This is a genomic window from uncultured Caldilinea sp. (genome assembly GCF_937128415.1).
Classification (GTDB): domain Bacteria; phylum Chloroflexota; class Anaerolineae; order Caldilineales; family Caldilineaceae; genus Caldilinea.
The window spans coordinates 156,469-177,655 of the sequence record NZ_CAKZMJ010000026.1 but is presented as its reverse complement, the minus strand read 5'-3'; the positions used below and the strand labels follow the sequence as shown (position 1 = coordinate 177,655).

The following is a 21,187-nucleotide window of genomic DNA, read 5'->3' as shown; positions in this document are numbered from 1 at the left end:
CTCGGGTGAATGTTTGTAGGATGCCCAAAATTGATAGGGTTGCCATGACTCAGGAAATTTCTTCTCGCCTCGCAGTGGACATTCTGTTGGTCGGCAACGTCACCCGCGACCTGATCGATGTCCATCATTTCGACGCCTATCGTCTGGGAGGCACGGTCACTTTCGCCGCCGTCGTGGCCGACCGGCTCGGCCGACGTCCGACGGTGATCACGCGCGCGGCGCCGGAGACCGATCTATCGGCCATGCCTCCGTCGACGCAACTGATTGTCCTGCCTTCCCCCTCGACCACCACTTTCGCCAATATTTACACGCCTCACGGTCGCATTCAATACTGTTTCACGCCTGCGCCGCCCATCCGCGCCTCCGACATCCCTGTCGCCTGCCGACGCCCGGATATGGTGCTGCTCGGCCCTATCGCCGACGAGATCGAGCCGGACGTCGCTGCGCTCTTCCCGCAGGAGACGCTTGTCGCAGCGGTCCCGCAGGGTTGGATGCGTCGCTGGGACGTCGATGGCCGGGTGCACAGCAAACCGTGGGAAAGCGCAGAGCAGATTCTTCCACATTTGGATGCGCTGGTGTTGTCCCTGGAAGATATTGACTATGAATGGGAGCGATTGGCCCCGGCGTTCGAGCATGTGCCGCTGATCGTGGTCACGGAATACCGCGATGGCTCCACCGTCTTTCAACGACAGCCGGACGGCGGCATTCTGGAGACGAAGATCCCCCCGCGTCCGGCCGTGGAGGTCGACCCGACGGGTGCAGGCGACATTTTTACGACTGCATTTCTGATTCGTCTCGAAGAGACGGGCGACCCGATCATGGCGGCGCGCTTCGGCAATGTGGCGGCCTCGATGAGCGTCGAACATGTGGGGACGACCGGCATTCCCACTCGTCAAGCAATCCTTGCATACATGGAGGCGCACCCCTTCGAGCCGACGTTCGTGGAACAGACGAAGTTCTGAGCGCGCTGCAATGACCGATTGCATGAAATGCCATGAGATGCATTAATATTCCTTTGCTGAAGATTGAGCTGCAACGCAGTGCGCTGCACGAAGGAGACGCAACCGGCCAACCATGACGGCGCGTATCTACTGCTTTGCAAATCAAAAAGGCGGGGTCGCCAAGACGACGACCGCCGTCAACCTGGGCGCCTATCTGGCGGCGAGCGGACGGCGCGTCCTGTTGGTCGACGCCGACCCGCAGAGCAACGCGACAACCAGCCTGGGAATCAACCCGCGCACGCTGTCGGTGAGCCTCTACGACGTCCTGATCGATGGTCGTCCCGTACAGGAGGCGTTGACGCTCACGCAGTGGATGAACCTCGACCTGCTTCCTTCAAGCACCGACCTGGCCGGCGCCGAAGTCGAAATGGCCGGCGTGATGGCGCGCGAGCGCCTGCTGGCCCGCGCACTGGCGCCCATCGTCGAAAAATATGACTACATCTTCATCGATGAACCGCCCAGCCTGGGATTGTTGACCATCAACGGACTCACCGCCGCCACCCATGGGGTGATCATCCCGGTGCAGTGCGAATATCTGGCGCTGGAAGGGCTGAGCCTGCTGCTCAACACCATTCGTCAGGTGAGAGAGATTCTCAACGAACGGCTTGTGATTGCCGGCGTTCTGTTGACCATGTACGACGCGCGCACCAATCTGGGACAGGAAGTGGTGGAAGAGGTGCGTCGGTTTTTCCCCAAAGAAGTGTTCCAGACGATTATTCCTCGCAACGTGCGCCTGAGCGAGGCGCCCTCCCATGGGCAAACCATCCTGAGCTACGCGCCGATGAGCGCCGGCGCCATGGCCTACCAGGCGCTGGCGCAGGAATTTCTGCAGCGCGTCGAAGGCGTGCGCGTCCAGATTTCGGCTTCATCGCTGCAACGCGTGTCATAAAACGCGTGTCGTAAAGTCGTACAAGATGGAGGCATACGATGGGTGCTGAAGCAAAAAGGCGCGGGCTGGGACGGGGCCTCGGCGCCCTGATCATGGACACCGCCGTCACGCCGGTTGCTCCGGAAGTGGCGGCGCAGGCGGAAGCAGGCGGCGTCCAGCTGATCGACATCGACCGGCTGCTGCCGAATCCGCGGCAGCCGCGCACCTCTTTCGACCCTGCTGCGCTGGAAGAGCTGGCCGCATCGATCCGCACCCACGGCGTCATTCAGCCCCTCGTCGTCACAGCAGCGGCGGATCAGCCGGGGCGCTACTGGCTGGTCGCCGGCGAGCGCCGCTGGCGGGCTGCCCGCATCGCAGGACTGAAGGAAGTCCCCGTCATCGTCCGGGAGGCGACTCCGCAGCAGCTCATGGAGTGGGCGTTGGTCGAAAATGTCCAGCGCGCAGATCTGAACCCGATCGAGGAGGCCACCGCCTTCCAGACGCTCATGGCCGAGTTCGGGCTGACGCAGGCGGAGGTCGCCGAGCGCGTCGGCAAGAGCCGTCCCGCCATCGCCAACGCAGTGCGTCTACTCAGCTTGCCTCTGGAGGCGCAACAGGCGGTCATCGACGGCCAGATCACGGCAGGACATGCGCGGGCGCTGCTTGGACTTTCCGACCCTGAGGCGATCCGTCGCGCCCTGTCCGAAGTGATCCGGCGCGAGCTGTCCGTGCGCCAGACCGAAGCGTTGGTGCGGCGTATGAGCGAGCCGCCGGCCAAACCGGCCTCGCCCGAGGTCGAAGAAGACCCGCAGCTGCGGAGCCATCTGCGCTACATGGAAGACCGCTTTCGCTCGGTCTTGGGGACCAAAGTCAGCCTGAGCCGCAATCCAGATGGCGCAGGCAAGCTCGTCGTCCATTTCTACAGCGACGAGGATCTCGAAGCGATCTTTCGATTGATCACAGGCGAAGAGGATGGCTGACGCACCGGCTCCCACGCTTGCGCTGCGCAGGCTCGATGAACGCTCCGTGGGATTTCTGATCGCGGGCGCCAGCCGGGTCGCCGCCCGCTGGATAATTCCTGCCATTCAACAACAGCCGCCTGCCGTGGGTGCGGCGGATGTCATGAGCGCCTACGTGGCCGCCGTCTACAGCTATAATTTGCGGCGGGCGCAACATTTCGCTGCGATGCACGGCGTCGTTCATGCCGGCGACAACCTGACCTCGTTGCTGGAGCGCCGGGAAGTGCAGTGCGTCTATGTGGGCAATCATCCTCGTCATCACGCGGAGACCGTGCGCGCCGCCCTGATGGCCGGCAAACACGTGTTGTGCGAGCCGCCGCTCAGCGACGATCTCGATGAAAGTCGCGAACTCGAACAGCTGGCGCGTCACCGCAGCGTGGCGCTGGCGGTGAATTACGCCTGGCGGGCGACAGGAGTGGTGCGGCGGCTGCGCGATCTGCTCCAGGAAGACGCCATCGGTGCGGTGCTCGGCGTGCAAATCGACAACACGGCGCTGCCGCCGCTCGATGAGAGGGGCTGGCGCCTCCGTCGGCCCTTCGGCGGCGTTTTATGGGACCGCCTCTTGCACGACATCGACCTGTTGGCCTATCTTTTGCTGAGCGACCCGGTGGAAATCCAGACGCATTCTCTCCAGAATCTGCTGGGCGGTGAGAGCGCAGAGGATGCGCTCAGCGTTGTGCAACTGCGCGGAGGGGCGCCGGCGATTGTTCATGACTCCTTTGTGCTGCCGCACGCGCCGACGCGCATCACCATCTACGGGGAGACCGGCTGTTTAACTGCGCTGCGCTGCCGGCCCGACGACTCGCACAGCCACCTGACGCTGCAGCGCGGCGAACAGATGCAGCCTCTACCGGTTGACCGGATCGATCCATATCGAGCGAGCGTCGCTCGATTTTTGGCGGCTGTCCGTCTCGGCGAGGCGCCGCTTGCCGCTGCGGCGGACGATCGTCGCGCCGTGGCGAGCGTGTTGGCGGCGCAACAATCTTTGCACCATCGAAAGCCAGCAGTTCCGGCGACATTTCGATAAGTCGATGGACAATGAACCCTGTCTCTCAAGGGTTCGGCGTGACCGCGAAGGAGGAAAGCTTTAATCGTTACGTAAACTTCGGCCGAATTGCTCAATCCTAAAGACCGTGCTAAGATTGTAAAAAATCAGTACAATACCTATGCTATAAGCAGCGCGTAGAGCAACGGCGAGCATTGCATGGAAACAATGTCATCTTCGTCGGCGCTGGAATTTTTGACGCAAAAAGAGAACATCAAAAAACTATCGGAAACGAAGGTGAAAGGCGTTGTGGGTGCATCGATACGACTGAGCGATTATTCAACCACTCCGTTATACAACATCAAAGCTGTTGTGCAATCGACCAACATCAGCCCCAGCACGCTGCGGGCATGGGAGCGGCGCTACAACATGTGTCGCCCGCAACGTTCGGAGAGCGGATATCGTCTCTATTCTGATCGAGACATCGCCATCATCCGCTGGCTCAAGGCTCAGGTGGACGCCGGCATGTCGATCAGCCAGGCGGTCGCCTGGCTGCAAACGATCATGGAGCAATCGAACGCAGACGAGCAGGCGACGCTGCCCGATCCGACCGGTCGCGCGGTGGAATTGCAACCGCTTCCGGCGCCCTCGCGCTTCGATCTGGAGAACTTCGCCAACCTTCAAAAGGCGCTGCTCGACGCCCTGCTCAACTATCAGGAGGACGAGGCGGAGGCCATCCTGGCGCGCGCGTTCGCGCTCTATCCGGTCGAACATGTGGGCGAGTACATTATCATGCAGGTGTTGGTGGAGATCGGTGAGCGCTGGCATCGAGGCGAACTCAGCATCACGCGTGAACATTACGCCACCAATTATCTGATTCAACGACTGGCGGCGATCCTGCGCGCAGCGCCCAATGCAACGGATCGTTCGCTGATCTGGGTGGGTTGTGCGCCCGGGGAATTGCATGAAGTCGGCGCCCTGCTCCTGTCCATCTACCTGCGTCGCGCAGGTTACACCGTTCGCTACCTGGGTCAAAACCTGCCGATCGAAGATCTGGTGGCGGAGGTGAAAGCGATCAAGCCGGATATGGTGCTCTTGAGTGCAACGACGGTGGAGGCTGCGCTCAGCCTGCAGCCGCTGTGCGAAATGCTGGCCAGCATCGATCCCCCTCGCCCGATCATCGGCTACGGCGGCCGCGCCTTCAATCTGCGCCCGGAGCTGCGAAACGAGATTGCGGGCGTTTATCTGGGCGCCACCGCTATGGAGGCGGTGGAGAGCATCGATGAGCTGCTTTCGGAGCAAACTCGCTCCTTGCCCAAACAGAATTCTTCCCTCTCAGGTCGCCAAACGACCCCCCAATCCGATCGATGACAACGCTTGGTCGACGACAATGTCTGGTCAATGACAACGCCGCTGTAGAAAAGAGCCGCCATGGACAAAACAAACGTTGCCCTTCAGGAATTAGAAGCGGAGCTCAAGGAGGTGGAGCAAACTCTGCACGAGGCGTTGACGGAGCTGTTTCCGCCCTTCAGCCAGATGGTGGCGCAGGAGCTGCGTCGCACCTATCCTCTACAGCGGGGAGCGCTCGTCCTTGCCGCCGGCATGCCCGCTCAGGACGATGAGGCGGCGCGCCGACGGCGCATCGATCTGGCAGCCGCCCTGGAAATGCTGCATCTGGCGATCAACGTCCATATCCGGCTCGGGGAGGCGGATCGAGGAGGAGCGGCGTATTCATCCGTGCTGGGGAGCACGATCTTAGCCGGCGACTATTGCTTCAGCCGGGCGGCGGCCCTGGCAGTGCGCACCGGCGAGCGGGTCGTGGTCGAAATCTTTTCAGACGTGCTGAAACGCATCAGCGAAGGGCATCTGCGTCAACTGCTGGAGGGCGGCGACGCATCGTTCGACGAAGATCGGGAACTCTTCATCGCTGGCGCCGATGCAGCGATTCATCTGGCGCAGAACGCCCCTCCGGTGCGCACCATGGCGCTCCATCTGGCCGGATTGCTTGCGACTCATGAGGCGTCCGAGCAAGCGGCGCCTTTTTGGAATCACGCCCAGAAAGAACTGCAACCTTTGCTGACGCCCACCCAGTCCGCCCGGTGGAAAGCTTTTCTGGACTGGCGACAGTCCATACAGTAAAGGGAACTCCTCGATCTCTATCCATCTGACCTCACATATTGCACAGCTTTTGTGCAAGATAGATTCGCATCACACCGGATTCAACGCGTTTGTTTCTCCAATCACTAATCGATCGCAAACAATTCTCCAATACCTTTTTAATCTTTATAGCGTATACTTTGTCGGGATCGGGAACCAGGCAAAGCCCTTGGAAAAGAGCCGCCTGCAAGTTCTCACGCGATCCCCGCTTCGACTGCGGATCGATCTCCCGCCGAAGTGAGCCGACAACAGACGCGGCAACCAACAAAAATGAGAAAATTTTAACCTTTAGGGGCTGGACAAATTCGCCAAAGTATGGTTAAATAATTGCAAAGGTTTTGCACCAGACAAATACTCGAAACTGGTGCGCGTTTGCAGGCGGCCAGCCTCTGTCCAACAAATATCCATGTCGGACTGGTTGGCCTGAAACATCCAGAAGAAAATCTCACCGAGCAACAGGCGTTTGCATACAGAGGAAAGCAATGATGAAAACCAATCTGAGAGAACTCCAAAAATCATCCGGCGGCGTTCAAACAGGTGCGAATACAGCGATTCCAACCAATCTGCGCATGACCAGCATGCCGCAGATGCTGACGGCCTTGCGCGAAGAAGATCCCGCGTTCGACAAGGTGATCACCGTGCAGCGGGTTGAACGCGGGGAGGTGGTGGCCTCCCCAGAGGCAATGGCGTCGCACATGTATGTGTTGATGAGCGGCAAGGTGAATTTGCTGTGCACCAACAATGAAGGTCGCCGCCTGGTGATCGCCACCCTCGAACCGGGCGCAATTTTCGGCGAGGGCGCGCTCAATGGCGTCAGCGACCCGAACGTCTTCGCAGAGGCCGCTGAGGATTGCCAGGTGTGGGTGATCCCACGCAGCGAGGCTCGCAACATGACCATGCAATATCCAATCCTGGGCTGGGGCATGTTGCAAACCTATGGCATGCGGCTGATGCAGGTCGAAAACAGCCTTGAAGACGTCGCCTATAAGAAGCTGCCTGAGCGGTTGGCTGCGCTCCTCATCGAGCTGGACGAGGATGGCAGCGGCGTGATCAAAGGCGTCAGCCATCAAGCGCTGGCGGATCGGCTGGGAACCTATCGGGAGACGGTGAGCGCCATCCTGCGCGACTTCAAACGGCAAGGGCTGGTCGAATTGGGCTATCGGCGCATCAAATTGTTAGACGTGGAGGCGCTGCGCGAGATCGGCGGCGTCTGGGAGTGGTGAAACGCTTGCACTCCAAAACTCCGGCATATCGCCTTTGCAGGGCGGGGATTGCAGACAAAATCAGCAATCTCCGCCCTCTGCTTTGGGCTAAAGCGACGCCTCCATTATAATTAAGTATTTGAGTGAGTTGACGGCGAAGCTTACTGTTGATATAATAATAACAGATTCGGGGATGACCCTCTCGCTGGGATTTTCCACTTCCCTGAGTTGTTTCCCTAGTCGTCTGCATTGTCAGTCGTCCACAAGGAAAGACCTGATTACTCCCACCGTAACGCAGCGTTGCTTCACATAACTGCCTTTAGCTCGACGTCCTCTCTCCAGAGGACCGAAATTCGCATCGCGTTGACGGGGAGTGGTTGCGGCAGACGTCGAGCTGTGAGCTCCACAGAATCTGCAACGCTCTGCGACTCGTTATTAGAAACAGTGCACACCGTCAACCGTCGCAAAACGAACGCATAAATAAATTTATACGTTGGGTGTTATCACCCTCACCGGTATTCCATAGTTACATAGAAGGATGAAAGTATGCTGGATACAAGCATTCCACTGGACCAATGGACCATTGGACAATTAGAAGAATTGACCCTCGACGAACTGCGTGAGCTTGCGCGTGCAGCAAACGTGACCGGATATACGCGGCTCAAGAAGTATGACCTGATCATGCGCTTATTGCGCGCCAGCGCAGAACGCGCCGGCTACATCTTCGGCGGCGGCATTCTGGAGATCGTCCAGGATAACATCGGTTTTCTGCGCAGCGACCACCTCTTGCCCGGCCCCGAAGATGTATACGTGAGCCAGAGCCAGATTCGCCGCTTCGGCCTACGCACAGGCGACTTGGTGATCGGGCAGGTGCGGCCGCCGAAAGAGACGGAAAAATATCACGGCTTGCTGAAGGTGGAAGCTGTCAACGGCCTGGACCCCGAGGAGGCTAAGAATCGCCCGCTCTTCGAGAAGCTGACCCCGATCTTTCCGAACAAGCAGATCATCCTGGAAACGCGGCCCAATGTCATTTCCACGCGCATGATCGACCTGCTTGCGCCGATCGGTCGCGGTCAGCGCGGCCTGATCGTCAGCCCTCCCAAAGCGGGCAAGACGACGGTGTTGAAACGCATCGCCAACGGCATCACGACCAACTACAAGGACATCCACCTGATGGTCGTCCTGATCGGCGAGCGGCCCGAGGAAGTCACCGACATGGACCGCTCCGTCGAGGCCGAAGTCGTCAGCAGCACCTTTGATGAACCGGTGCAGAACCATGTGCGGGTGGCGGAGATGGCGCTAGAGCGCGCCAAGCGACTGGTGGAAAGCAAGCGCGACGTCGTGATCCTGCTGGACAGCATCACCCGGCTGGCGCGCGCCTACAACCTGACGGTGCCGCCGTCCGGCCGCACCCTGTCCGGCGGCATCGATCCGGCTGCGCTCTATCCACCCAAACACTTCTTCGGCGCCGCGCGCAATCTCGAAGAGGGCGGCAGCCTAACGATTATCGCCACCTGTCTCGTCGACACCGGCAGCCGCATGGACGACGTCATCTACGAAGAGTTCAAGGGCACGGGCAACATGGAGCTGCATCTGAGCCGCAAGCTGGCGGAGCGCCGCATCTTCCCCGCCTTCGACATCGAGCGCAGCGGCACCCGCGCCGAGGAGAAATTGCTCGACGCCGAAACGCTTTCCAAGGTGTACACGCTGCGCCGCATGATCGACGCCATGGGCGGCGGCAGCGAGGCGATCCTGCCGATCATCGAGCGCATGAGTCGCACGCGCGACAATCGCGAGTTCCTTGAAACGCTTACGAAACGCTGATCGTCAAGATTTTTAATCTACGAAAAACCTACGATTGGGCGACGATCCTTGCACACTTTGCGAGGATCGTCGTTTTTCCCCCTCAAAATAGCCTTTCGCCGCTTGTCGCGCCGCGTACAAAGTGCTAGAATCTTTTTCTGTGCGGCTGTTGTTCTTTTGTCAAAAATGAGCCGCCGATCAGCCGATGCTTGCATCATCCGGCTTAACTCAAAGCAGGTTCAGTCGACGCAGAATTGACGATGCTCACCGGGGCGCCATAAGCAATCCGAGCAAATGCAGCCGACCGGCCTGAACCTGACTCCATGGAGAGAGCATATATGACGAATGAAGCTGGTGTTGGTTTTGAGCAGACCCATCCAAACGGCGCCAGGCATCGCCCAAACAGCGCACAGAACAAAGAAGATTTCTCTCTACTACAACAGCACCTCGACTACCTGACAACCACCCCCGCTTCGACCAATCTGGTTTCCACACACCGAGAGCCCTCCTCTTCGGCGGGTTATACAGCTCTTTCTTCCTTTCCGAACGTGCGAGTCGCTCACCTCAACGCACTTGAACAGGCGTTGCAACGAGTCAACGACCAGATGCAGCGCCTGTTGACCCATCAGGTCACGCCCTTGCGTCTGGCGGGGCATCTGTCGGTGCTGGCGGTGGCAGCGGTTGTCCTGATTCTCAGCCAGGTGACTATACCCGAATGGGAGCTGCGCCTGGAACCCACCCCGCCCGCCCAGTCATTGGGTGGCCCCGCCTCTGAAGCAGGTCTCGCCGGTCAGGCAAATCTCGCTTTTGATTACGGAGGCGACTCGCTGCGTCCCAATATGGTTTGGGGGTTTGTAGAGAGGTCGCCGAAAACGAACGCTCAGGAGTCTGCTCCCGCCACCACCATTTCCTACTACACCGTGAAGGCGGGCGACACCGTGCTGGGCATTGCACAAAGGTTCGGCCTCCAGCCTGAAACGCTCATGTGGTCGAACGACTTTATCGAGCAAAATCCAGACCGGCTGCGCATTGGAGACCAGGTGCGCATCCTACCTGTAGACGGCGTTTTGCACGTCGTCCGACGAGGAGACACGCTCTCGGGCATCGCCAGCCGATACAAAACCGATATGCAGGCGATCGTCGCTTTTGCGGGCAATGGCATCAAGAGCATCAACGATCCTTTGCCCATCGGCAAGGAGATCATCGTGCCCGGCGGCGTGAAGCCGTATGTAGCCCCCGCTGCAGGCGCAGCAGCCTCGACGGCTTATTCCGTCCAGCGTCCTCCCGGCGCTCCGGCCGGTTCAGGCAACTTCAGCTGGCCGGCAGCCGGCTACATCAGTCAGGGATACTGGCGAGCGCATCCCGCCATCGACATTGCCGGCCGGTTAGGTGCGCCGGTGAGCGCGGCCGACTCCGGTTTTGTGGTGACGGCCGGCGGCGGCTGGAACGGCGGTTATGGCAATCACGTCATCATCGACCATGGCAATGGCTTCACGACGCTCTACGCCCATTTGAACTCGGTCTTCGTCAAGCCCGGCGAGACGGTCAGCCGCGGCCAGCAGATCGGCACGATGGGCAGCACCGGCAACAGCACCGGCCCTCACTTGCACTTCGAGATTCGCTACAACGGCGTGCCCTACAACCCGGCCAATTATCTCAAGTAAGATGGCCAGGCGGCTCGGCGACAGCGCAAACAAAAAAGCTCCGGCGTTCACCGGAGCTTTTTTGTTTGGATAGACGCCCTCTATTTAGTCATGGATGCCACCTTCGGTCAGCGCGCGCGGGTCGAGGATGCGGTCCAGCTCCTCCGGCGACAGGTCGGTTTCCTCCAGCGCAACTTCCTTGAGCGAACGCCCCTCGGCGTAGGCGCGCTTGGCGATCTTTGCGCCTTTCTCATAGCCGATGACCGGATTGAGCGCAGTGACCAGGATCGGATTGCGCCCCACCAGGCTGGCGATGCGTTCTTCATTGACCGTAAAGCCGGCGACGGCCTTGTCGGCCAACACGCGGCTGGCGTTCGCCAACAGCGAAATGCTCTGGAGGAGGTTGTAGGCGATCACCGGCAGCATCACATTGAGCTGGAAGTTGCCCGATTGTCCGCCCAGGGTGATGGTGACGTGGTTGCCCATCACCTGCGCGCAGACCATCAGCACCGCCTCCGGGATGACGGGATTGACCTTGCCGGGCATGATGCTGGAGCCAGGCTGCAAGGCGGGCAGCGAAATCTCGCCGAGGCCGGCGATAGGGCCACTGTTCATCCAGCGCAGGTCATTGGAAATTTTGGTCAGACTGACGGCGACCGTATTCAACTGCCCGCTCAGCTCCACGGCGGCGTCCTGCGAGCTCAGCGACTCGAAGTAGTTGGAGCTGGTCACGAAGGGCAGCCCGGTCCATTCAGCCAGCTTCGCGGCGAACCTGCGGCCAAATTCTGGGTGCGCATTGATGCCGGTGCCGACCGCCGTGCCGCCCTGCGCCAGCTCCGCCAGCCGGGGCAGGGAGGACTCCACGCGCGCGATGCCGTGTTGAATCTGACTCGCCCACCCGCCGATGATCTGCCCCATGCGCACCGGCATAGCGTCCATCAGATGCGTGCGGCCGGTGGTGACAATGTGATCGGTGGCGGCGGCTTTGTCCAACAGCGTCTGATGGAGGTGCGCCAGCGCCGGCAGCAGTTGATCATGAACGGCCAGATAGGCGCTGACGTGAATCGCCGTCGGAATCACGTCGTTGCTGCTCTGGCTCATGTTGATATGGTCGTTGGGATGCACCTTGCGGCCCAAGCGCGCGCTGGCGAGCGTCGCCAGCACCTCGTTGGCGTTCATGTTGGTGCTGGTGCCCGAACCCGTCTGGAAAATGTCAAGCACAAACTGATCGTCGTACTTCCCCTCCGCCACCTCTTTGGCGACCGCCTGGATCGCTTCAGCCATGTCGGCCTCCATCAGCCCCAGGTCGTGGTTGACGGCGGCGGCCGCCGCCTTGATCAGGCCAAGCGCGCGGACAAACATGCGCGGAAAACGCAGGTCGCTGATCGGGAAATTCTCCACTGCGCGCTGCGTCTGAGCGCCGTACAGGGCGTTGGCCGGAACCCGAACCTCCCCCATGCTGTCCCGTTCGATGCGATACGCTTGTTCAGTCATAGATTCGACTCCTTTTTTGGGTTTTCGGAATGGCGAGAATCATTTTGCTATGCTTCAAGCGGCTGTCGCCTCTACGGGCGAGCCCTGCAGCCGCTTTCATCGACTCCTCACATCTGTCCAGCGCCCGCTTCGATTGTAGCACCGACCTGTAGACAAAAGGAAAAGCAAGCGTATCAGGGGGAAAACAGCGAATGATTTGACACGCCTCTCAGGCTTGTCTACAATCGAAATGATAGATTCATTCGATCCTTCTTTTGGAAGCCGGATATGGGTGAGCGCATTCTCGTTGTTGAAGATGACCGTCGCATCCGCGATCTGCTGCGTCGCGGCCTGATCTTTGAAGGATACACCGTGGACACCGCCGAAGATGGCGAGACCGCGCTGCGCGTGGCGCGCGAGACGCCGCCGGACGCCGTCATCCTCGACATCATGCTGCCCAAGATGGACGGTCTGGAGGTCTGTCGTCGTCTGCGCAGCGCCTCCAATGTGCCGATCTTGATGTTGACGGCGCGCGATTCGGTGCCGGACCGCGTCACCGGCCTGGACGCCGGCGCCGACGACTATATGGTCAAGCCCTTCGCATTCGACGAGTTGCTGGCGCGGCTGCGCGCGCTCTTCCGTCGCCATCGCATGGAGAACGCGCCGGAGGTCTATCGCTACGCCGATCTGGAGTTGAATCCACGCACGCGCCAGGTCTTCCGCGGGGGGCAGTTGATCGAGTTGACCGCCAAAGAATTCGACCTGCTCGAGCTCTTTATGCGTCATCCAGGGCAGGTGCTCACGCGCGAGATGATTTACGAGCACATCTGGGATTACGACTTTGGCGGCGAGAGCAACATCATCGAAGTGTACGTCCGCTATCTGCGCAGCAAGCTAGAGGCTGGCGGCAAACCGCGTCTGATTCAGACCGTGCGCGGCGTCGGCTATGCGCTGCGCGAAAGTTGAGGGAGGGTCGTAGAACGGCGCAGAGGGGAAATGCGCCGGTTGTTCGCCGATAATACTCCACATGACCATACGCTTACGTCTGACCCTCTGGTACACCGCGCTGTTGGGGATCACGCTGATTCTCTTCAGCGTCACCGTCTACTCTGCGCTGGCCGCCAACCTTCGCTATCAACTTGAACAGAGCGCAGCGTTGCAAGCGCGCAACATCGCCGCGGCTGTGGCCCAACAGTTTCAAGGCGATGTGCTCGTCTTCCGCAGCCGCGCCGGCAACGTCTTTTTTCCTCAGGTGGAGCTTTTCGCCTCCTCCGTGGGCGCCCAACTGCTCGACACCGAGGGCAACGTGCTCAAACGCAGCGAAAATCTGGGCGACATTCTCATTCCTCATCACACCGAAACGATGGCGCGCATCAACGCCGGACTCGACGATCGCTACTACTACATTTCGAGCGACGGCGCGGCGTTCCTGGTCTACACGGTGCCGCTCTTCGTCAACAATCAGTTGATGGGCGCCGTTCAGATCATCCAACCGGTCACGACGGCGCTGACGGCGCTCACCCAGGTCAACCGCTATCTGATCCTGGGCACGACGATCAGCATCGTGTTGGCTGCCATCGTGGGCGCCTTTCTGGCGCGACGCGCGCTGGCGCCCATCGACACCATCACCGAGACGGCCAACGCCATCACGCGCGCCCACGACCTGAGCAAGCGCATCGACATCCGCGACAACGCCAGCGAAGTCGGTCGGCTGGCCGCCACCTTCAACGCCATGCTCGACCGCATTCAACAGCTCTTTCAGGCGCAGGAGCGTCTCATCGGCGACGTCAGCCACGAGCTGCGCACGCCGTTGACCACCATTCAGGGCAACATCGAGCTGCTGCAACGCATGGCGGCTGCGCCGCACGGCAACAACAGCCTGAGCCATGCGGAAGTCGCCGAACTCTTGCAGGAATCGCTGAACGAAGTCAAGGCCGAATCCGAGCGCATGAACAAAATGATCAGCGATCTGCTGTTGTTGGCGCAGGCGGACAGCGGCGCGCTGCAGATTCAGATGGCGCCGGTCGAGATGGACACCTTGTTGCTCGACGTCTACCGGCAGACGCGGCGTCTGGTGGAGCACTACAAGGGCAGGCCGGATGCGCTCGAAGTGCGGCTGGGCAGCGAGGATCAGGCGCTGGTGCGCGGGGATCGCGAGCGGTTGCGTCAGGTGTTGATCAATCTGGCGGAAAACGCCGTGAAATACACGCCGGAGGGCGGCGTCATCACCTTCAGCCTGGAGAACCGCGAGGGCTGGGTGCGCATCAGCGTGAGCGACACCGGCATCGGCATCAGCGAGGAGCAGCAGGCCGCCATCTTTGAACGTTTCTATCGCACCGATAAGGCGCGCAGCCGGGAAATGGGGGGCAGCGGCCTGGGCCTCAGCATCGCTCAGCGCATCGCCCAGGCGCACAACGGCAAGATCACCGTCGTCAGCCAGCTCAACCAGGGCAGCACCTTCACCCTCTGGCTGCCCGAATGGCAGGAAGCGCCCTCCGAGGCGCCGATCAACCTCAAGAATACGGTGATTGCGGGGACGTAGCCGACGAGAGCGTGCTTGTTCGAGCGAAGGCGCTCATGCTCTCTATCCACAACAGCGTCCCTGCACCGGCCACGGCCAGGCTTCCCCACGCAGCGACGTGAAGCCACCCCAACATCGGCGTTCCCAGGTGCGGCGCCAACCCGAGCCCCAGCAGCCCGCCGACCATCACGAGCGCGCCGGCGCTCCATAGCCGGTTCACCCAGCGTCTCAGAAAAACAGAACTCGCTGCATCGATGCGTTGCACCTGTCCGATCAGCGCCGTGCTCACCCAGACCAACAAGAAAAGATGCAGATAGAAGACGCGCATCTGACCGCCCGCGAAGTGCTCCCAAAGCCCCGGCCAGAGCGACAGAAAGGCGATGACCAGCACAGAGGCCAGTCCGCTCAACGCCAGGCCTGTTAAGGGGGGCAGAGCGCGCCGTCGCCGCCAAAGCTGGAGGCCATGGACGCCCAGCGCCAGCGCAGCGCCGGCGTTGGCCAGCGCCGCCACCCAGAAGAGCGCCGAAGGCAGCAGGCTCGGCGAGACGCCCAGCAGAAAAGTCGGGATCAGCAACAGCGCCAAACTGAAAACCGGCGGACGAGCTTGCCCCGAACCCGGCAGATTCGCCCAGAACAAACCGAGCAAGGCCAGGTTGAACCATCCCACGGCGAAGAGATCGAGGAACTGATGTAAAAAAATCTGCTGGAGAAGCGGCTCGCGCACATTCGCCATCACCATGCCGACCAACCCGAGCGCGCCGACCGAGGCCAGCCCCATCAGCGCCAACGCCCAGTCCCACAACTGGATGGGGAGCGGGCGCTCGCGCAGCCCGCGCGTGGCGCGCACATACAGCGCAATGAAGAGAAACCAGGTCAGCCCGTTGAGCGTCGCCGCCATCGAACCGAGGGGCAGCCGCGCGTTCCCGATCGCAGTCAGCCCGTAGCCGTTGCTCCAAAAGGCCGGAAAGCTGAGCAGCGCCAGCACAGCCGTCACCGTCATCTGGCCGGTCACCCCTCGCGGCAGTGGACGCCCGGTCAGCGCAGGCAGCTCCGCCCAGATCAGCGCCATCAACGCCAGCGTCACCCAACCGAAGTACATCAGATGGCTGTGGGCATGGCGCACGGCGCCGAAATTCTGCGCCCACGCCGGCATCCCGTAGATCATGCCAAAACGCATGAGCACGCCCGTCCAGGCGGCGAGCGTTAAAGCGGCCAGAGCGATCGACAGAAAGATGCGCACGTGTGAACGAGACATTGTCTGCAAACCTCATCTTTCCCTATGGACAGCCTATCCAGGCAGGCCACCCCACCGAGAGCGGAGCCTCGCCTGCTGGGCTGCGCCTATCTTCTGCTTCAGGATACCGATGCGGAGGAGAGAGGGTCAGTGACAATTGTCACGTGGTGTGTGGTCCGTCGCTTACACGGCAATCAGCACGATGGCGGTCAGCGCTGCGGCGACGCCCACCATCTGCGGGCGGTTGAGCCGTTGCCCCAGCAGAGCCCAGGCCAGCAGCACGGTTGCACCCGGATAGAGCGAGGAGACGATTGCGGCGACATCGAGCCGACCGGCCAGCGCCGCCAACGCAAAGAAGAGGTTGCCCGCCGCGTCCAGGCCGCCGGCCATGAGGTTGAGCGGCAGCGCGTCGAGTGATGGCCAGAGCGGACGCCGGGTCGCCAGCACGACGGCCAGCAACATGACGCCGCCAGCGGTGCGCGCAAAAGCTAACGTCCAGAAGACGCCGCCCGCCGTCGCCTGATCGATGAGCACGAAGTAGAAGCCGAAGCTGACGCCGGCGAGCAAGGCGTAGCCCAACACCCGGCGGGTGATCACCCCTTCTGCGCCGCCTGTCAGCAACCAGACCGCCGCCAGCGCCGCCATGAAGCCGGCGAGTTGCACGGCGGAGGGCCAGCCGTCGATCCAGACCGCCGCAGCAATTGGGACGACGCCCGCAAGCACCGCCGAAAGGGGCGCCACGACGCCCATGTGCCCCAGCGAGAGCGCCCGATAGAGCGCCAGGAGTCCAACTGCACCGACCAACCCGCCGGCGCCCGCCCACAGCAAGGGTTCGAGGGCGGGCGCCGCCTCCTGGAAGACGAGCGCCAGCGTCGCCAGCCCCACAGCGCCGACAAATTCGGCCACCAGCACCACCGTGTAGGCGTCGGCGCGTTTTGACGCCAGGCCGCCGCAGAAATCGCCTCCGCCCCAGCTCAGCGCGGCAAATAAGCCAAACAGGATGGCGGGCAACTCCACCATATACAGCTCACCTTTGCGCCCTGCGCGATTTGCGCCGCGCCGTCCGGCTCATCTGCAAAATTTCATCCGGCGTCTTGCCCTGCTCCAGCAGCCACTCGCGACGCGGCTTGAGCGCGCCCGTCGGGCAGACGCCCACGCACTGGCCGCAGAAGACGCAGGTCGTCTCCGGCATCGGCAGGTCGAAAAAGGTGCCGATCTGGGTGCGGAAGCCGCGGCCGTCGAAGCTGAGCGCAAAGGTGTATTGGGCGTCTTCGGCGCAGACCTGCACGCATCTCCAGCAAAGGATGCATTTGGCGTAGTCGCGCACGTACATCGGGTTGTCGTCGATGACGGGCGGCGTGCGCCGTTCTGCGCCGGGGAAACGGTTGTGGTTAACGTTGTACTCGGCCATCTGCGCCTGAATTTCCGGCGCATCGGAGAGATCGACGGCGGAGTCGAGCATCTCCAGGATCGTGCGTCGGCTGCGTTCGACGCGTTCGCTGCGCGTGTGCACGACCATTCCCTCGCGCACCTGGACAACGCACGCCGGCTGCAGAAGCCGCTGCTTTTCCACCTCGACCACGCACATGCGACAGATGGCGTTGGCCGTGCACGCTTCATGATAGCAAATGGTAGGGATGTGAATCCCGATCGCCTCCGCAGCTTTCAGGATGGTCGTTCCTTCCGGCGCAGTGACCGTTCGACCGTCGATGGTGAGGGTGACTTCAGGCATGGCGGGCGCTCCCGTTTGTAAAAAGGTCGGGCCAGTGTTTCATGGCGCTCAGCACGGCGCTGGCAGCCGTCTGCCCCAGGCCGCAGAGCGAGGCGTCGGTCATCGTCCAGCCGACGTCCTGCAGGCGGATGACATCGCCTGGAAGGGGCTGTCCTTCGGCCAGTCGATCCAGGATTTCATATTGACGCTGTGTGCCCAACTGGCAGGGATAGCACTTGCCGCACGATTCGTGGGCGAAAAAGCGCGCCAGTCGACGCAGGATGTCGCGCAGGTCTCGCTTGTCGTTGAAGACCATGATGGCGCCGGAGCCGAGCGTCAGCCCCGCCGCGCGCAGGCCCTGGAAGGTGATGGGTGTGTCCAGCTGTGCAGGGGTGGCGAATGTCCCCGCCGCGCCGCCGATCAGCAGCGCCTGCAGCTTGCCGCCGACCACCCCGCCCGCCAGGTTTTCGATCAGATGACGCAGCGTGACGCCGAAGCCGATCTCATACAGCCCCGGCCGCACCACGTCGCCCGAGACGCAGAGCAGCTTCGGCCCGGCGGAGTCGGCCGTGCCAAGGCGGAGAAACGCATCGGGGCCCTGGTTGATGATGTAGGGCGTCTGCGCCAGCGTCTCGACGTTGTTGATGGCCGTCGGCTTGCCAAAGAGACCGTGTGTGGTGGGGAAGGGCGGCTTGACGCGAGGGAAGCCCCGTTTGCCTTCGATCGACTCGAAGAGCGCCGTCTCCTCGCCGCAGATGTAGGCGCCCGCGCCGCTGCGCACCTCGACGTCGATGCTGAAGTCGGAGCCGAGGATGCGTTCCCCCAGATAGCCGGCCTCGCGCAGCTCTTGCAGCGCAGCTTCCACGCGTTCGATGGCGAGGGGATATTCGCCACGGATGTAGATGTAAATGCGGCCGGCGCCGATGGCGTATGCGCCGATGATAGCGCCCTCCAGCACGCGACAGGGGTCGCCCTCGAGCAGCACGCGATCTTTGAAGGTGCCCGGCTCGGACTCGTCGGCGTTGATGACGAAATATTTGGGCTGACCGGGCGCTTTGGCTGCGCCCTCCCATTTGGCCCACGTCGGGAAGGCGGCGCCCCCGCGGCCCAACAGCTCTGAGCGGCGCATCGTCTCGATCACCTGCTGCGGCGTCATTGAGCTTAGAACCTTGCGCAGCGCCTGCATCCCTCCGACCGCCTCATACTCAAAAAGTTTGGTGCGCCGGCCGCGGCCACAGAGCGGCGTAAGGATGCACAGGTCGCCGCCGACGTAGTCTTCGCTCCAGAAGTCGGCGGTCGTGCGCCCGCGGCCATCGACGAGATCGCCCACTGTCTCGGGCGTGACGTGGGCGAAGGTGATATTGCGCACCGGTCGTCCGAAGGAGACGTTGACCGAAACGCCTGAATTGCAATGGCCGAGGCAGGGCGAACGCTCCACCGTGATTGCGCCGTCGGCGGAAGTTCCGCCTTCTTCCACTCCGGCCAGGGCGCAGGCGGCGTGGAGGACCCGCTCTCCGCCGCGCAGCGCGCAGGCCGGGTCGGTGCACACGCGCAGCACGGTGCGGCCGACCGGCTCGTTGTAGAGCAAGGCGTAGAACTCGATCATGCCGTGCACATCCGCCAAGGGAACGCCGAGCGAGCGGGCGATTTCGGCGGCGACGGCGGGCGGGATGTAACCGTAGTGCGTCTGCGCCTCCAGCAGCGTGGGAAGCAGTCCGCTCCGTCCCTGGGGCGCCAAGCGCGTCAGCACAGGACGCAGCGGCGTCAGATCGACTGATTCCTGGGTTTCGACTGACATAGGATTTCAGGCCATTCTTGCCAAAGGTTCGAACAAGTCGCCCTCAGTATATCGAAGACTGGGCCATCCTTCAAGGGAAGCAAAACTTACTCACTCTCAAAGCCGATCTCGAACATGCTTTCCAGATCGTGGCGCGAAAAGACCTTGAAGGCGATCAACGTCTCCGAGTCCAGGATGCCGTCCACCTGCAACATTTCGTTGGTGACGAGATTGGCCAGCGCTTCGTTGGTGCGCACGCGCAGGATCGCCACCAGGTCGTAACGCCCCGCCACGGAGAAGACTTCGGAGATGCCTTTGAGATCGGCCAGCGTCTCGGCTACGGCGTTGATCTTGTTGCGCTCGCATTTGAGCAGCACGACTGCAGAAACCATAGTGCGTCCTCCTTGATGAGATGTTGAATGAAAGAGAAACGTGTTGCGTGTTGCTTGTTGCGTGATGTGTGTTGCGTGACGCGGAAGCGTCGCATGTAGGCGCCCCAGGCGCTTAGGTGACCGTGGCGCGCCCGCTGGAATGGCGCATGTAAATTCGTTCCTCCACCGCGCGTTGCAGTCGTTCGGCGGCAGCGTACACATCGATGAAGGAGGTGTAGAGTGGCGCCACGCCGAGCCGAATGTTGTCGGGCGCGCGAAAGTCGGGCAACACGCCCAGGTCATGGATCAGCGCCTGGTTGATGCGCCATCCCTCTGGATGGCCGAGCGAAATATGGGAACCGCGCCGTTCCGCCTGCCGCGGCGATTTGAGCGTGTATCCCAGCGGCGCCAGTCTCTCCTCCCAAAGGGAGATCAAAAAGGAGGTCTGCTGCACCGATTTGGCGCGCAGCGCCTCCAGGCCCGCTTCCAGCAACAGATCGACGCCCGGCTCGATCATGGCCAGGGAGAGCACCGGCGGCGTGCCGGTTAAGAAGCGTCGGATGCCGACCTCAGGCGCGTAGTCGAGCGCAAAGTCGAACGGCGCGCGCTGCCCCATCCACCCGCTGATCGGATTTTGCAGGCGCTCTTGCAAGTCTCGACGCACGTAGAGAAAAGCCGGCGCGCCCGGCCCGCCGTTGACGTACTTGTAGGTGCAGCCAACCGCCAGGTCGGCCCCCGCCGCGTTTAACGCCACGGGCGCGCTCCCGACCGAATGGCTCAGGTCCCACAACACCAGCGCGCCGACGGCGTGAACAGCCTCGGTGATCGCACGCATGTCGTACATGTAGCCGCTTTTGAAGACGGTGTGAGAGAGCACGACTAGCGCCACGTCCTCGTCCAGCGCCGCCAACAGCGCCTCCACCGGCCCATGCACGCCGTCCTCGGAGTGCACGATCTCGAGCCGATGGCCGGCGTCGAGCATCTCGACGATTCCCTGTAGAATGTAAACGTCGGACGGGAAGTTGAGGTCATCCGTCAGAATCCGCCGGCGGCTGCGCTGAAGGCGCAGGCCTGCGACCGCCAGCTTAAACAGGTTGATCGAGGTCGAATCCGCCACAATCACCTCATCCGCCTGCGCGCCGACCAATTGCGCCAGCTTGCCGCCGACTCGCTCCGGCAGCGTGAACCAGCCCTCGTTCCAGCTTCGGATCAAGCGTTCGCCCCACTGTCGCCTGAGGAGGTCGGCCATCGATGTTTCAGCGCAAAGGGGGAGGCGTCCCAGAGAGTTCCCGTCCAGGTAGATCATCTCCGGGTCGGCGATCAGAAATCGTTCACGAAAATGCGCCAGAGCGTCGGCGGCGTCCAGCGCACGCGCCTGTTCGAGCTTCGATGACATCTTTACGCTTTCTTGTTTCTCTCTGC

19 protein-coding genes are annotated in these 21,187 nt (G+C 61.7%); 11 read left to right on the top strand and 8 right to left on the bottom strand.

Annotated elements, in window-relative coordinates:
• The first annotated feature begins 44 nt into the window (after positions 1-44).
• From Q0367_RS03930 to Q0367_RS03905, 6 genes are all read left to right on the top strand, one after another.
• The gene (locus tag Q0367_RS03930; RefSeq protein WP_297630903.1) at positions 45-962 is read left to right on the top strand and encodes a PfkB family carbohydrate kinase; all 918 of its coding nucleotides are present in this window, start codon (positions 45-47) and stop codon (positions 960-962) included.
• A gap of 112 nt (positions 963-1,074) precedes the next feature.
• Positions 1,075-1,890: a ParA family protein gene (locus tag Q0367_RS03925; RefSeq protein WP_297630906.1), complete on the top strand. Its 816-nt coding sequence runs from the start codon at positions 1,075-1,077 to the stop codon at positions 1,888-1,890.
• Positions 1,891-1,928: 38 nt separating this feature from the next.
• Complete coding sequence (locus Q0367_RS03920; RefSeq protein ID WP_297630909.1) at positions 1,929-2,849, top strand: ParB/RepB/Spo0J family partition protein; 921 nt, start codon at positions 1,929-1,931, stop codon at positions 2,847-2,849.
• Positions 2,842-3,915 carry a Gfo/Idh/MocA family protein gene (locus Q0367_RS03915; protein WP_297630912.1) on the top strand — a complete coding sequence of 358 codons (1,074 nt, stop codon included), beginning with the start codon at positions 2,842-2,844 and terminating at the stop codon, positions 3,913-3,915. The genes Q0367_RS03920 and Q0367_RS03915 overlap by 8 nt, the downstream gene beginning before the upstream one ends.
• Positions 3,916-4,182: 267 nt before the next feature.
• Positions 4,183-5,244, top strand: coding sequence for a MerR family transcriptional regulator (locus Q0367_RS03910; RefSeq protein WP_297630915.1), 1,062 nt, complete (start codon positions 4,183-4,185; stop codon positions 5,242-5,244).
• A gap of 60 nt (positions 5,245-5,304) precedes the next feature.
• Positions 5,305-6,012 carry a polyprenyl synthetase family protein gene (locus Q0367_RS03905; protein WP_297630918.1) on the top strand — a complete coding sequence of 236 codons (708 nt, stop codon included), beginning with the start codon at positions 5,305-5,307 and terminating at the stop codon, positions 6,010-6,012.
• A 306-nt stretch (positions 6,013-6,318) separates the two neighbouring features.
• Here the strand turns inward: Q0367_RS03905 and Q0367_RS03900 are convergent, their stop codons facing one another.
• Positions 6,319-6,588 (bottom strand): hypothetical protein, encoded by a 270-nt coding sequence (locus Q0367_RS03900; protein ID WP_298981024.1) that lies wholly within the window; start codon positions 6,586-6,588, stop codon positions 6,319-6,321.
• Positions 6,589-6,599: 11 nt separating this feature from the next.
• Between Q0367_RS03900 and Q0367_RS03895 the strand changes: the two genes are divergently transcribed.
• The 3 genes from Q0367_RS03895 (at position 6,600) to Q0367_RS03885 (ending at position 10,699) form a co-directional block, all read left to right on the top strand.
• Complete coding sequence (locus Q0367_RS03895) at positions 6,600-7,253, top strand: Crp/Fnr family transcriptional regulator (protein WP_298981023.1); 654 nt, start codon at positions 6,600-6,602, stop codon at positions 7,251-7,253.
• A gap of 525 nt (positions 7,254-7,778) precedes the next feature.
• Positions 7,779-9,056, top strand: coding sequence for a transcription termination factor Rho (gene rho / locus Q0367_RS03890; RefSeq protein ID WP_297630925.1), 1,278 nt, complete (start codon positions 7,779-7,781; stop codon positions 9,054-9,056).
• A 317-nt stretch (positions 9,057-9,373) separates the two neighbouring features.
• Positions 9,374-10,699, top strand: a complete 1,326-nt coding sequence (locus Q0367_RS03885; protein WP_298981022.1) for a M23 family metallopeptidase — start codon at positions 9,374-9,376, stop codon at positions 10,697-10,699.
• Positions 10,700-10,783: 84 nt separating this feature from the next.
• Here the strand turns inward: Q0367_RS03885 and Q0367_RS03880 are convergent, their stop codons facing one another.
• Positions 10,784-12,172: an aspartate ammonia-lyase gene (locus tag Q0367_RS03880; protein ID WP_297630933.1), complete on the bottom strand. Its 1,389-nt coding sequence runs from the start codon at positions 12,170-12,172 to the stop codon at positions 10,784-10,786.
• Between the two features lie 267 nt (positions 12,173-12,439).
• On the opposite strand from Q0367_RS03880, the gene Q0367_RS03875 reads away from it, so the two are divergent.
• Both Q0367_RS03875 and Q0367_RS03870 read left to right on the top strand, forming a co-directional pair.
• Positions 12,440-13,117: a response regulator transcription factor gene (locus tag Q0367_RS03875; protein WP_014431721.1), complete on the top strand. Its 678-nt coding sequence runs from the start codon at positions 12,440-12,442 to the stop codon at positions 13,115-13,117.
• Between the two features lie 61 nt (positions 13,118-13,178).
• Entirely contained in the window at positions 13,179-14,693 is a 1,515-nt protein-coding gene (locus Q0367_RS03870) for a cell wall metabolism sensor histidine kinase WalK (RefSeq protein WP_297630942.1), read from the top strand.
• On the opposite strand, the gene Q0367_RS03865 is transcribed toward Q0367_RS03870, so the two are convergent.
• From Q0367_RS03865 to kynU, 6 genes are all read right to left on the bottom strand, one after another.
• Positions 14,665-15,927 carry a hypothetical protein gene (locus Q0367_RS03865; RefSeq protein ID WP_297630945.1) on the bottom strand — a complete coding sequence of 421 codons (1,263 nt, stop codon included), beginning with the start codon at positions 15,925-15,927 and terminating at the stop codon, positions 14,665-14,667. The genes Q0367_RS03870 and Q0367_RS03865 overlap by 29 nt on opposite strands.
• 162 nt (positions 15,928-16,089) lie before the next feature.
• Positions 16,090-16,926 carry a DMT family transporter gene (locus tag Q0367_RS03860; protein ID WP_297630949.1) on the bottom strand — a complete coding sequence of 279 codons (837 nt, stop codon included), beginning with the start codon at positions 16,924-16,926 and terminating at the stop codon, positions 16,090-16,092.
• Positions 16,927-16,933: 7 nt separating this feature from the next.
• Positions 16,934-17,638 (bottom strand): 2Fe-2S iron-sulfur cluster-binding protein, encoded by a 705-nt coding sequence (locus Q0367_RS03855; protein ID WP_297630952.1) that lies wholly within the window; start codon positions 17,636-17,638, stop codon positions 16,934-16,936.
• Positions 17,631-19,415 carry an NAD(P)H-dependent oxidoreductase subunit E gene (locus tag Q0367_RS03850; RefSeq protein WP_298981021.1) on the bottom strand — a complete coding sequence of 595 codons (1,785 nt, stop codon included), beginning with the start codon at positions 19,413-19,415 and terminating at the stop codon, positions 17,631-17,633. The genes Q0367_RS03855 and Q0367_RS03850 overlap by 8 nt, the downstream gene beginning before the upstream one ends.
• A gap of 86 nt (positions 19,416-19,501) precedes the next feature.
• Positions 19,502-19,786, bottom strand: coding sequence for an Lrp/AsnC family transcriptional regulator (locus Q0367_RS03845; protein WP_297630957.1), 285 nt, complete (start codon positions 19,784-19,786; stop codon positions 19,502-19,504).
• Positions 19,787-19,898: 112 nt separating this feature from the next.
• On the bottom strand, positions 19,899-21,161 hold the full coding sequence (gene kynU / locus Q0367_RS03840) for a kynureninase (protein ID WP_297630960.1): 1,263 nt from the start codon (positions 21,159-21,161) through the stop codon (positions 19,899-19,901).
• Between the last annotated feature and the right edge of the window lie 26 nt (positions 21,162-21,187).